The organism is Candidatus Eremiobacteraceae bacterium (assembly GCA_035710745.1).
GTDB lineage: Bacteria > Vulcanimicrobiota > Vulcanimicrobiia > Eremiobacterales > Eremiobacteraceae > JANWLL01.
The window spans coordinates 69,260-82,332 of the sequence record DASTCX010000035.1; the positions used below are offsets into that span (position 1 = coordinate 69,260).

8 protein-coding genes are annotated in these 13,073 nt (G+C 63.0%); 4 read left to right on the forward strand and 4 right to left on the reverse strand.

Annotation, left to right across the window (positions count from 1 at the left end; all coding sequences use genetic code 11):
- Window positions 1–54 precede the first annotated feature (54 nt).
- Window positions 55–912, reverse strand: a complete 858-nt coding sequence (locus VFO25_12690) for an NAD+ synthase (protein ID HET9343763.1) — start codon at window positions 910–912, stop codon at window positions 55–57.
- A complete protein-coding gene (locus VFO25_12695; protein HET9343764.1) occupies window positions 909–1,919 on the reverse strand; it encodes a nitrilase-related carbon-nitrogen hydrolase in 1,011 nt (336 codons plus the stop codon). Before VFO25_12695 ends, VFO25_12690 begins: the two co-directional genes overlap by 4 nt.
- A gap of 94 nt (window positions 1,920–2,013) precedes the next feature.
- Here VFO25_12695 and VFO25_12700 point away from each other — a divergent pair, with 94 nt between their 5' ends.
- The 3 genes from VFO25_12700 (at window position 2,014) to VFO25_12710 (ending at window position 8,764) form a co-directional block, all read left to right on the forward strand.
- The gene (locus VFO25_12700; GenBank protein ID HET9343765.1) at window positions 2,014–2,733 is read left to right on the forward strand and encodes a pirin family protein; all 720 of its coding nucleotides are present in this window, start codon (window positions 2,014–2,016) and stop codon (window positions 2,731–2,733) included.
- A 274-nt stretch (window positions 2,734–3,007) separates the two neighbouring features.
- Complete coding sequence (locus VFO25_12705) at window positions 3,008–8,260, forward strand: LAGLIDADG family homing endonuclease (GenBank protein HET9343766.1); 5,253 nt, start codon at window positions 3,008–3,010, stop codon at window positions 8,258–8,260.
- A 111-nt stretch (window positions 8,261–8,371) separates the two neighbouring features.
- On the forward strand, window positions 8,372–8,764 hold the full coding sequence (locus VFO25_12710; GenBank protein HET9343767.1) for a YdeI/OmpD-associated family protein: 393 nt from the start codon (window positions 8,372–8,374) through the stop codon (window positions 8,762–8,764).
- A 223-nt stretch (window positions 8,765–8,987) separates the two neighbouring features.
- Here VFO25_12710 and VFO25_12715 read toward each other — a convergent pair whose 3' ends face one another.
- Together VFO25_12715 and VFO25_12720 are read right to left on the reverse strand one after the other, a co-directional pair.
- Window positions 8,988–10,583: a hypothetical protein gene (locus tag VFO25_12715; protein HET9343768.1), complete on the reverse strand. Its 1,596-nt coding sequence runs from the start codon at window positions 10,581–10,583 to the stop codon at window positions 8,988–8,990.
- Between the two features lie 247 nt (window positions 10,584–10,830).
- Window positions 10,831–11,598 (reverse strand): SDR family NAD(P)-dependent oxidoreductase, encoded by a 768-nt coding sequence (locus tag VFO25_12720; GenBank protein HET9343769.1) that lies wholly within the window; start codon window positions 11,596–11,598, stop codon window positions 10,831–10,833.
- A 170-nt stretch (window positions 11,599–11,768) separates the two neighbouring features.
- Between VFO25_12720 and VFO25_12725 the strand changes: the two genes are divergently transcribed.
- Entirely contained in the window at window positions 11,769–13,064 is a 1,296-nt protein-coding gene (locus VFO25_12725; GenBank protein ID HET9343770.1) for an alkaline phosphatase family protein, read from the forward strand.
- Window positions 13,065–13,073: the final 9 nt, after the last annotated feature.

Consider the following 13,073-nt stretch of genomic DNA (forward strand, 5'->3'; position numbering starts at 1 on the left):
GGGGACGATTGGACTTCGCGCGCGATTTCGCCTTGGCGTGAAGCGGGCCGCGGGTCAGTAGTCGACGGGACGCAGGTAGAACTCGTTGATCGCGGTGTTCGAGATCATCGCCGTCGTCGCGAGATGACGCTTCCAGTGCGTCGCGTCGACGCGCCGTTTCACGAGGAGCACATCCTTCTTGGCGAAGCCGCTCGCGATGATGTCGTCGACGTCGTGCCCGGAGAGCAGGCGGCTCAGGATACGGTCGGCCTGCGCGTACGTGATGCCGAGGTCGTCTTCGTCGGTTTGACCGCGGATGAGGTCCGCGGTCGCGGGCTTCTCGATGATCGCGCGCGGCACACCGAGATGTCGCGCGAGCGCCCACACTTGCGTCTTGAAGAGGTCGCCGATCGGATTGATCGGCGGCGAATCGTCGCCGTGCCAGGTGAAGTAGCCGAACATCCGCTCCGATTTGTTGCCGGTCCCGATAGGGAGGCCGCCGATCTTCGCCGATTGGTCGAAGAGGGCGATCATCCGGACGCGCGCCATGACGTTGCCGCGGCGCTGCGCGCCGGCGTCCGGTTCTTGCGCCAGGTAACCGTCGACGGCGGCCGTGATGTCGACGACGCGGTCGCGGATGCCCGTCTTTTCGATGACGAGCCGGCCGTGCTTCGCGCTCGTCGGGCTCGATGTCGCGTACGGCATGCGGACACCGAGCACGTTCTCGGGCCCGAGGGCGCGGGCGCATAGAAATGCGACGACGGCGGAGTCGACGCCACCGGAGATGCCGACGACCGCTTTCCTGATATCGCGCGCGACGACGAGTTCGTCGCGGAGAAAGCGGACGAGCCAGCGTTCGACGAGCGCCGGATCGATGCGCAGTTCGTCGTCAGCGGTTTGGGTCGGACGGACGATGCGGAAGGCGGTCTTCATGTGCGACGGGAGGGCTTGGAGCGTTGACGCGGCCGCGGCCGAAGCGCGGCCTCGTCATCGAGCATCGCAGTGAGCTCCGCAAGATTCGCTTCGAGGTCGCCGAGCATGGGAAGCGCGGCACGAGCCGCGGTGAGGTCGACCGGATCGACGTCGACCCGGAGGATCGCCGGTGAGTCGAAGGGCGCTTCAGCTCGCAGATCGCCGAACGGTCCGATGAGGCGCGACGATCCGGTGAAGCCTTTGCCGCCTTCGAAACCGAGCAGGCCGGAATACGCGATGAATATGCCGTGCTCGGCGGCTGCGACCCGCGTGATGTCGCGCCAGAGGCGGACATTGGCGGGCTCGGCATCTTCGAGGCCTCGGCCGGGCGACGCGCTCGGGATATAGAGGATCTGCGCGCCGCGCAAAGCGGCGATGGTCGTCGACAGCGAGTGGCACGCGTCTTCGCAGATGAGGATGGCGGCGCGCCCGTGCGGCGTGTCAAACGCTTCGATCGTGCGTCCGCGCGACACGAAGCGCTCTTCATCGAAGACGCCGTACGTCGCGAGGAAAAGTTTTCGGTGGACGTGACGGATCGCACCGTTGCGCCCGAGCGTCGCGTAAAGAGCGCTATTGTAGAGTTTGCCGCCGTCGGCTTCGTAGAATCCGGCTACGATGTCGAACGACGGATGCGAAGCGCCGAGCGCTTTGGCAGCGGTCGCACGGAGACGTTTGAAAAGGTCGTCGGACGTCAGCGCGACTTCGCGGACCGCGCCCTCGACGAAGTAACCGGACAGACACGCTTCGGGGAAGACGATGACATCGGGGAACGGCGCCCGGTCGCGCTTCAACGCGGCAAGCGCATCGCCGATCGCTGCAAGATTCGCGTCGACGTCGCCCTTCACCGGAGCGAATTGGACAAGTGCGAGGCCGATCGGCCTGCCGCCCTTGGGCGAGCGAGCGCCGTTCGGCTTCGGTCGGGGCACGATTCCGAGCGGTTTGATCTCCCGCTGCGCGCGCCGTTTCATCGCTTGGTCGTTCTTCGACGGCGATGGTATCTCCGGTGCCCGCGTACTGGCGTTCCGATTGACACCGGTGCGACGAACGTGGCAGACTGCCCCCATGGATATAGCGGACGCGGTGTTCGAGGTACAGCGGTCGGCGCAGCGCGCACACTTCGACCATGGCTGGCTCGACACGTATCATTCGTTCAGCTTCGCTGATTATCATGACTCGCAGAACGTCCATTGGGGCGTGTTGCGCGTGTTCAACGACGATCGAGTGGCGCCGGGCGGCGCCTTCGGTTTGCACCCGCATCGCGACATGGAGATCGTGACGTACGTCTTGTCGGGCAGGCTCGTGCACGAGGATAGCATGGGCAATCGCGGCGTCGTAGGGCCGGGCGGCGTTCAGTACATGAGCGCAGGCACCGGTGTGCGGCATTCGGAGGCGAACGACTCCGATACGGAACCGCTGCATTTCGTGCAGATGTGGGTGTTGCCGGCGCATCGCGGCGCGACGCCGCAATACGGTCAAAAGGCGTTTTCGCTCGAAGAGCGGTTGGGCAGTTGGTTGCCGGTCGCTTCGGGCGTGCATGGTCTGTATGCCCCGATTTCGATCGGCCAATCGGCCGCTTTCTTCGTGCTCCGCCTCGAAGGCAATTCTACCGCGCACTCTTTTGCCTCCGGCCGGCTCGGGTTCTTGTTCGTCGCGGATGGCGACGTGAAAGCGAACGGCGTTTCGCTTTCTGGAGGCGATGCCGTCCGTTTTTCGGGCGTCGATCGGCTCGATGTCAGCGGCACGGGTGACCTGCTTCTCTGGGACCTCGCGCCCGCAGATTAAGAGCTATCCACAACGTGGATAAGCGGGGGATAGAACCTGCGGGAATTCGCGCAAATGCCCGTCATATAAGGCATTCCCGTTGAACAAACGGGTGTTCGAAAAAACTCTTGCGGCGGCAACATAACCGCTATATAATGTGGTCTACAAGGTCCGCCACCACTACGGATGGGGGCGAACCGCCGTTCGTAGAACACGCGTGTGATTCCGTTCGGCCACCCGAGCCTCTTAGGGCCTCGGGTCTTACGTCGCCCTCAAGAAAGGTACGCACGATTCGATGAAGATCCAGCGCCGCTTCACCCAAACCGGCCTCGACCCGCTCGACGGTATGGAATGGGAGAAACGCGAGTCGGTCATTCGCGAGCCGGACGGCAAGGTCGTCTTCGAGATGCGCGACATCGAGGTGCCCGCGAGCTGGTCGCAAGTCGCGACCGATATTCTCGCCCAGAAGTATTTCCGCAAGGCCGGCGTGCCGCAGCCGGACGGATCGCTCGGACGCGAGACCTCGTTGCGCCAAGTCGTTCGCCGTCTTGCCGGATGCTGGACCGATTGGGGCCGGCGCTACAACTATTTCGACACGGCTGACGACGCGGCCGCGTTCGACGCCGAGATGTCGTACATGCTCGCGAACCAGATGGCGGCTCCGAACTCGCCGCAATGGTTCAACACCGGTCTTGCGTATGCGTACGGGATCAACGGTCCTGCGCAAGGTCACTACTACGTCGATCCGGATTCGCACGAGCTCGTGCAGTCGAAGGATGCGTACACGCATCCGCAACCGCATGCGTGCTTTATCCAGTCCGTCGACGACGATCTCGTCAACGGCAACGGGATCATGGACCTATGGGTTCGCGAAGCGCGGCTGTTTAAATACGGAAGTGGATGCATTTCGGAACGAGCGTTCGTTCCCATCGTCGGACGCGGACTTGTGCGCATCGGCGACCTTTTTAAGGAAGTATCGAAGCAACGTCCTGTCGTCAATTTCGACGGCAAGGGCAAGTATGTCGCAGTCGGTGATCTTCATTTGAAGACCCTGTCGCTCGACCGCGAAACCGGGAAGATCGTAGAAGATCCAATCGACTTCGTCTGGTCGTACGATGTTGCAAAAGACGACAAAGTCACGGTTCGCTTCGATACGGGCGCCAACGCGACCGTATCTGCGTGGCATCCGTTCATGGTTTGGAATGGATCGGATATCGTCGAGCGCAGAGCGGACCAGTTGACGAGTGGCGATGCGGTAATCGGCCCGAACTCGACTGCAAAAGACGCGATGGATGATGCGACCGCGACGCGCGTCTTGACGTTCACGGCACCGTGGTTCCGCCGTTCGAAGCTTCATGCAGTAACGGCTGATGCCGATATCGCTTGGCTGGTCGGGTACTTCCTTGGCGACGGCAACCTCGGGTATCGCAAGCAAACGATCGAGCGCGGAGTACGACATTACGAATACCGCTCGTTGCGCGTTCGGTTCTTCGACGAGGACCGTGAGCCGCTCGAAAAGGTCGCTAACATCCTTCGCAAGCGGTTTGGTGCCGCCTCGTCCATCGCCCGCGATTCCGAGAGTAAGTGCTTAGCACTTACGTGCACGAAGGCGGCTGTCTGCGCTTTCTTCAAGGAGTTCGTGCACGCGCCAGGTTCGAAGGGCGCTTCGTTGCGGATTCCCGATTTCGTCCGTCAAGGCACCACCGCGATCCAATATGCCTTCTTGGCTGGCTTGATCGACTCGGACGGAACAGCTGCAAACTCGCGCGCGACCTTTACGTCCGAGACGAAGGCGTTCGTCGAAGAGGTGGCGGCGATGGCTTCGCTGCTGGCTATGGGCGGCGGGGTTGTTGCCAACCGAACGGTTTGGACGACGACGATTGTCCGACGCTCTGCCCCCCGTGCCCGAGCCGCATTGATAGCGCAGCATTTAGCCACGCCGAAGCATGCAATCGCGCTGAGCGAGACCGACAAGCCTCGGCGGCGCAGCCACTGCCTGCCGCTAAACGACGAACTCGGACGACAAGTCTTTGCCCGTCGAGATCGCTATGGGCTGCATGGTCTCGTCGGAGATCACAGCTTTCACATCGGTCGCCTGACGTACGAGGGCGTCGTGAACCCGGCGAAACTCCAGGTAGCGCTAGGGGAGCGAACTATCGCCGCCGATGAAACCGGCCTCGCGCGACTCGACAGAATAGCGGACGGCATCGCGTTCGTGACGGACGTGACGCCGTGCACCGAAGATGTCCCCTTTAACGACCTGACGACGCGCCAAACCAACACGTACCTGGCGGGCGAAAACGGGCTCGTCATGATCCACAATACCGGTACCAACTTCTCCAATCTCCGTGGGGAAGGCGAGAAGCTCTCCGGCGGCGGCACGTCGAGCGGACTGATGTCGTTCCTCCGCGTTGGCGACCGAGCCGCAGGCGCGATCAAGAGCGGCGGCACGACCAGACGTGCCGCAAAAATGGTTATTCTCGACATGGACCATCCGGATATCGAGAAGTTCATCAACTGGAAGGTTCAAGAAGAGAAAAAGGTCGCCGCACTGATGGCGGCCGGTTATGACGGCTCGTACGAAGGCGAAGCCTACCAGACGGTTTCGGGCCAGAACTCAAATAATTCCGTTCGTGTCAGCGATGCCTTCATCGATGCCGTCCGCAAAGACGGTCCGTGGAATTTGCTCTGGCGCAAGACCCCGGGTGTCGCCAAGACGTTGCGCGCTCGTGATCTATGGGATCAAATCGGGCGTGCGGCCTGGGCATGCGCTGATCCAGGCGTTCAATACGACGACGTAATCAATTCGTGGCATACGTGTCCGGCTGGCGGGCGTATCCGCGCAAGTAATCCGTGCGTAACGGGCGACACACTCGTTGCCACCGATGCGGGTCCTCGAAGCGTCAGCTCGCTTGTTGGAACTCGTTTCCATGCGCTTGTGGACGGCGTCGTTTATCCATCAACAAATGCCGGCTTCTTCTTCACTGGGATCAAACCCGTATTCGAAGTCGTGCTCGACACCGGACATACCGTGAAGGCGACGGGGAATCATGAGTTCTTCGCCCTAGACGACGATCGCAATGGCTGGACGCAGGTTGCAAACCTCCGCGTAGGCATGATGGTTCGTCTACACACACACGCTGAAGTGTTGGCAGGATCAACAAGGCAGCTACGAGGGAACGGTTCCGACAAGCGGAGCGGACGGATCGTTTCCATTGAGTCAGTTGGCGAGGCGCCGGTCTACGATTGCACGATTCCGGGTCCGCACGCGTTTGACGCCAACGGCTTCTACGCGCACAACTGCTCAGAATACATGTTCCTAGATGACACTGCCTGTAACTTAGCCAGCATCAACCTCATGCGATTCTACGATGCGACGAAGAATCAGTTCGACATCGACGGCTATCGCCACGCGATCAGACTCTGGACGATCGTGCTCGAGATATCCGTGCTCATGGCGCAGTTCCCGAGCCCGGAGATCGCCCGCAAGTCGTATCAATATCGCACGCTCGGCTTAGGCTACGCGAACCTCGGCACGCTGCTCATGGTATGGGGCATCCCGTACGATTCACCGCGAGCACTCGCCATCACGGGTGCTTTGAGTGCGATTCTCACAGGCGAATCATACGCGACGTCGGCAGAGATGGCATCGCAAGTGGGATCGTTCCCGAAGTACGAAGAGAACGCCGAGAACATGTTGCGCGTCATGCGCAACCACCGGCGCGCCGCATACAACGCGCCCGCGGCCGAGTATGAAGAGATGTCCGTCATCCCGATGGGCATCGACCCATCGCTATGCCCGCCGTATCTACTCGCCGCGGCGCATGACGCATGGGACCGCGCTGTCGAACTCGGTGAGAAACACGGCTATCGCAACGCACAGGCGACATGCATCGCACCCACCGGCACGATCGGCCTCCAGATGGACTGCGACACGACCGGCATCGAACCCGACTTCGCGCTCGTCAAGTTCAAGAAGCTTTCGGGCGGCGGATACTTCAAGATCATCAACCAGTCGATTCCGGCGGCGCTGCGCAACTTCGGCTACGCGCAGGCTCAGATCGACGATATCGTCCGCTACGCGAAGGGCAGCGGATCGCTCTACGGCGCGCCGTACATCAACCATGAGACCTTGCGCGCACGCGGACTCAACGACGAAGATCTCGCGAAGCTCGAGAAGGCCTTGCCGACCGTCTTCGAGCTTGGCTTCGCGTTCAACCAATGGACGCTCGGCGAAGCGACGCTCGCGCGGCTCGGGTTAACTCCCGAGCAATACACGGCTTCCGGCTTCGACCTCGTCCGCGAGCTCGGTTTCTCGCGCGACGAGATCGACGCCGCGAACGACTACATCTGCGGCACGATGACGATCGAGGGTGCGCCGCATCTCAAGGAAGAGCACTACCCAGCCTTCGACTGCGCGAACAAGTGCGGCAAGAAGGGCAAGCGCTTCATCCACCACATGGGCCACGTGCGCATGATGGCGGCCGCGCAGCCGTTCATAAGCGGGGCGATCTCCAAGACGGTCAACGTTCCCAACGAAGCGACTGTCGGCGATATCGAAGAGGCCTACATGCGCTCCTGGGAGCTCGGCGTCAAAGCGATCGCGTTGTATCGCGACGGCTCGAAACTCTCGCAGCCGCTCTCGAACAAAGGCACCGACAAGACGAGCGACAAGGCGGCCGACGATCGCCAGCTCGCGCTAAGCCCGGAGCTCGAGGAGCAGCTCGCGGCCGCTCGCAAAGCGCGCGCCGAAGAGCTCGGTCCCGACGAGATCCTCGCCGCCGCCAAGCGCATCCTCGCGAACGCGACGAACACGGACTTCAAGCGCAAAGTCGCTCAAGCGCTCGAGCGCAACCGGCTGCCGGCCAAACGTCGCGGCTGGACGCAAAAAGCGAAGATCGCGGGCCACACGGTCTTCTTGCGCACCGGCGAATATGCGGATGGTACGCTCGGCGAGATCTTCGTCGATCTCCACAAAGAAGGGGCGTCGTTCCGCAGTCTTATGAACTGCTTTGCGATAGCCGTATCGATCGGTCTCCAGTACGGCGTGCCGCTCGAGGAGTTCGTCGAGAAGTTCACCTTCACACGCTTCGAGCCGAACGGCTTCGTCGACCACCCCAACGTCAAGTACTGCACGAGCGTCATCGACTACATCTTCCGCGTCCTCGGCATGGAGTATCTCGGTCGCACCGATTTCGTCCAGGTCAAACCGGAAGACCGCGACGTAGACGACCCGCACCACGACGACCACGCGATCGCGGAATTCGACGCGCTCGTCTCGGCCCAGCAGGCCGCCGACGAGCCGAAACCGGCTCCGATGAAGCGCGCGCTGCCCGCCGACGCGGAAGCGTCACGCTCGCAGATCGCGGCCGCGAAGAACATCGATCCCGGGCTCGCACAGCAGCTGAACGCGTTGCGTTCGCAGCAGGCGCAGCTCGCGTCGATGATGGGTGACGCACCGCTCTGCGACACGTGCGGCTCGCTCACGAGGCGCAACGGCGCGTGCTACGTCTGCGATTCGTGCGGTCGAAGCATGGGCTGCTCGTAAGAGCACTCTCCAACCGTACCAGAAGCATGCCGAAGACGGCGTACAAACGCGCCGTCTTCATTCTTGATATCGAAGATAATTTCGAGGCCGCCAGAGAACACGACCACTCACATGATAAAAGTGCCCGCGGATCTTCGCAAAGCCCTCGCAGCCGCGCCGGCATCCAAGGCGCTATGGGGCGATCTGACGCCCATCGCGCGTATGGACTTCGTCAGTTGGATCGAGGCCGCCAAACAACCTGAGACGCGGAGACGCCGGATCGAGCGGGCTTGCGACATGCTCGAAAAGGGCAAGCGGCGTCCCTGCTGTTATTCGATCGTGCCGTTGGATTTCCACAACGCTCTCGCCGCTGCACCCACGGCGAAGGCCGCGTGGGGCGGCCTCACGTCGACCGCGCGCAGAGACCTTCTTCGTTCGATCGAGGCCGGCAAGCAACCGGATAAACGCAAGAGCCGGATCGAGAAGGTCTGCCTACAGCTCGCGACGCGAAAGCGACGACCCTAAGGCTCCCGTCTTCAATGGCCGAGATGCCAGCCGTGCCTATCGCAAGAATAGGGCCGTAGCCGGACGCTCGTGTTCGGGATCGCCTTCTCCGCATCGCGCCGCGACCTGAACGACGACTTCGGCGCGCCGTTCTGCTTAAAGCACGACCGAGGGCCGCCCGATTTACGGCGCGGGCGTTCGCCTTTCAATGCCACACCACGGACCCCACGGACCCTTCGGCCGCTTACGAGCAGCCGTTGTTCGTGAGCAGCACCCAGCCGTCATCTTGACCGACATGGAGCGGATCCGTCACGCGCCGGCCCTCGATGTCTGTGTACGACGACGCTGCGTGCGGCAGCGTCACCCATTCGTCCGACTTCCCTACGTTGACGATGACGAGCGACCCGGTATTCTTGCGCAGATAGACGCCTTGGTCGGCGTACATGTCGGCGCACGGCGAGCCGACCGCTGAATCGTACTCGGGCCAATAGTGTTCGACGCCGTACGATCCATACTGCGCGGTCATCATCGCGTCTTGATGGTAGCGCCCCATGAGGTACGTCGAGATTGCGAAGTCGCGCTGCGTCGGCGACGGCTCTTGATGCTGCCACAGGTCGGTCACCATGAACGCCTTGCCCTGCGCCTGCACGTATTGCGCCCACCAGATCTTCGTCCTGAAGTCGGCGTCGCCGATCATGTGGTTGCCGAAGCTCGTGAAACCCGCCTCGTCTTGGAAGCCGTCAAGATGCGAGATGAGCTGTTCGTACGCGTGATCGCCCTGCGCCACGCCGCCGAGACCCGCGTTCGCGACGAACGGCATCGGCACGGGCATGCCATGCATGTACCACTGCGCGTACGCCGCCCAATATTGCGCGCCTGCCGCCCAATTGGGGTCTTCCTTCTGGCCGGTGAAGCGCTGCTTCCAAACGCTATGATGGTGCGTCCATACGCCGCACCCGCCCTGACCGTTGTTGATGCTGAGCACGTCGACCGCCAGACTCGAATAGCCGCTCGCCGCCATATACGGACCGATGATCGACATCTGATACGCGACGACTGCCGGGTTCGATATGTCGAGCGGCACGTTCGACGGCAATCCGCCGACATACGCCGGCGTCTTGCGGTCGCACTTGTAGAGCACCCAGTCCGCGTGCGGGCTTTGCTGCCACCACTCCAGATCGTGCCCGAGGTTGCCGAACGCGCCCACATCGGCGTCAGTGTCGAACGCGATGTAATACGTGGCGTTGATGGCCGAGTTGCCGTCGATCCAGTTCGCCGGCTTGTCCGTTCCCCAGGTCAGCACGTAGCGCGGCGCGTGCGCGGTCGCCTGCTGCCTCGAAATGCCGCCATCGAACGGCTGGAAAGCGCCGATCCTCGACCACGTATCGGCGATGATCGGTCCCGGCAGCGGTGATGCGCTGGGCACGCCGGTCGGTGATGGCGACGGACTCGGTGTGGCTGTCGGCGTCGCGGTCGGCGTCGGCGTGGGAGTCGGAGTCGGGTGCGGCGTTGGCGTCGGAGTCGGCCGCGGGGTCGGCGTAGGGTGAGGCGTCGCCGTTGGGCTGGGAGTCGGTGTCGGCGTCGGCCGTGGCGTCGGAGTCGGACGCGGTGTCGGCGTAGGACGCGGCGTCGCGGTCGTGGTCGGCGACGGCGAAGGTTGGGGCGTCGTTGTCGGAGTCGGAGATGGCGAAGCGGTCGGCGTCGGCGACCCGCCGTTGAGCGGGATGAGCACGACGGAACCCGCGCCCTTGCCGCCGCCGCCGCAAGCAGCGACAACGAGCGCGAGCGCCGACAATAATGCCGACGCCGCGATGCGTACCGTCCCCCACCGTATCGCCATCAACCTTCCATCGGCGCCGCCGCCGCTCGCGGACATTGGCGCGCGACACACCTCATGCGGCGCGTCAAAAGGAATGCGCCGCGTCATACGACTTTAGTCTCGCGCACTAAGGTCAGGAAGCGCTGCCGCTCTGACTCGTCATGCGCCCGCTTGCCTTGCCGCCACTAAGCAAGAAACCGACCGGAGCGATCGTCCGGCCGAGTCAGCTTCTTGCTTCTCTTATGTGCGCTCCGTCTGCGACGCCGCGTCAACGAGGCGCCATCCGCATCGCACCATCGATGCGGATGACCTCGCCGTTGAGCATCGCGTTCTCTGCGATGTGTCTCACAAGCGCGGCGTACTCCGCCGGCTTGCCCAATCTCGACGGGAACGGGATCTGCTGCGCGAGCGACTGACGGGCAGGCTCGGGCAGACCGGCAAGCAGGGGCGTGTCGAAGACCCCGGGCGCGATGCTCATCACGCGTATGCCGTTGCGGCTCAGGTCGCGCGCGGCGGGCAGCGTCATCGCAGCGATGCCGCCCTTCGACGATGCGTAGGCGATCTGGCCCATCTGACCGTCGTACGCGGCGACGGAGGCCGTGCACACGATGACTCCGCGCTCGCCGCCTTCGTCGGGATCGTTCTTCGACATCGCTTCCGCGGCGAGCCGCAGCGCATTGAACGTGCCGACGAGATTGACGCGGATGACCCGTTCGAAGCGGTCGAGCGGATGCGCGCCTTCCTTGCCGAGCGTCTTCTCCGCGATCGCGATGCCCGCGCAGTTGATGAGCACGCGCAGCCCGCCGGTCTTGGCCGCCGCCGCGCTCACCGCCGCTCGCACATCGGCCTCGCTCGTCACGTCGGCGTGGACGAACGACGCCTTGGCGCCAAGCCGTCCCACGAGCTGCTGGCCGACCGCGTCGTTGACGTCCGCGACGACCACCGTCGCGCCTGCGTCGCACAACGCCTCGACCGTCGCGGCACCGAGTCCGGACGCACCACCTGTGACGAGCGCGCTCGCTCCGGCAAGTTTCATGACGCCCTCCTGAACGACGAGGCCGCTTGCGCGTGACAATACAATGCCGCGACGCGCTTACCTGCTTGTCACCGGCGACGTCAAGCGGCGAACTGTCGTTCCGTTGGTTAGCAGGCAGCGGGGCAGGGTAGGAAACCTGCATGACCCGATCTCGCTGCGAGAGGTTGCGAATGACCTTTTGGCGTTTTCTCGCGGTAGCTGCGGCCGTCGTCATCGCCGGCTGCTCTTCGAGCGCCGTGCCCGGCGTGTCGACGCAACAAGGCCGCGGCCCGTTGAACGGACCCCAGCACGGCATCATCAAGCACGTCGTCATCATCATCCAAGAGAACCGCACCGTCGACAACCTGTTCAACGGCTTCCCAGGCATCGACACCGCGCAGAGCGGGCTCGACTCGCACGGCAACACGATCCAGCTCGTCAAACGTCCGCTGTTCCAGCGCAACGGAGCCGATCACAACCACACGGCGTTCGAGACCGCGTACGATCACGGCAAGATGGACGGTTTCGACCTGGTGCCGAACAGCCGGCACATCCAGGACTTTTCGTACTCGTATACCGACCCGGCCGACGTCGCTGCGTATTGGCAGATGGCGCAGAAATACGTGATCGGCGATCGCATGTTCCAGTCGAATTCCGGTCCGTCGTTCCCCGCGCACCTCTACCTCATCGCGAGCCAATCGCCGTTCGCCGACGAAAACCCGACCGCGAACACGTGGGGCTGCGACGCGCCGCCGGGAACGACGGTCGACGCGCTCAACTCTTCGGGTCAGGAATACGTCTACGGCTTCCCGTGCTTCGACTTCCAGACGATCGGCGACGAGCTCGACGCCCAAGGCGTCAGCTGGCGCTACTACGCGCCGACCGCCGCCGCTCCATGGTCCATCTACGATGCGATCAAGCACATCCGCTACGGCGCCGACTGGAATACCGACATCGCGTCCTTCGGCAAATATACCCCGGCGCAGGACTTCGCGACCGGCGATATGGCGTCGGTGACCTGGGTCGTGCCGCACGGCTTCGACTCCGATCATCCGAATCGGGTCGGCGACTATGGGCCACAGTGGGTGTCGAGCCTCGTCAACGCGATCGGCGAAGGGCCAGATTGGAATACGACCGCTATCTTCGTCGTCTGGGATGATTGGGGCGGCTGGTACGATCACGCACCGCCGAAACAGCTCGACGTGTATGGTCTCGGGTTACGCGTGCCGGTCATCGTCATATCACCATACGTGCGACAAGGCTACATCTCTCACGTCGACCATGAGTTCGGCAGCATCATGCGCTTCACCGAGGAGACGTTCGACCTTCCGACGCTCGCGGCCGCGGATGCGCGCGCCGACGACCTGCTCGACTGCTTCGACTTCACGCAGCCGCCGCAGCCGTTCAAGCCGATCACCGGCATCGGAGCGCCCCCGCTGTACAACGGCACGTCCATATTGAGCGACATCGCGCCCGACGACGAGTAAAGGTTCGTC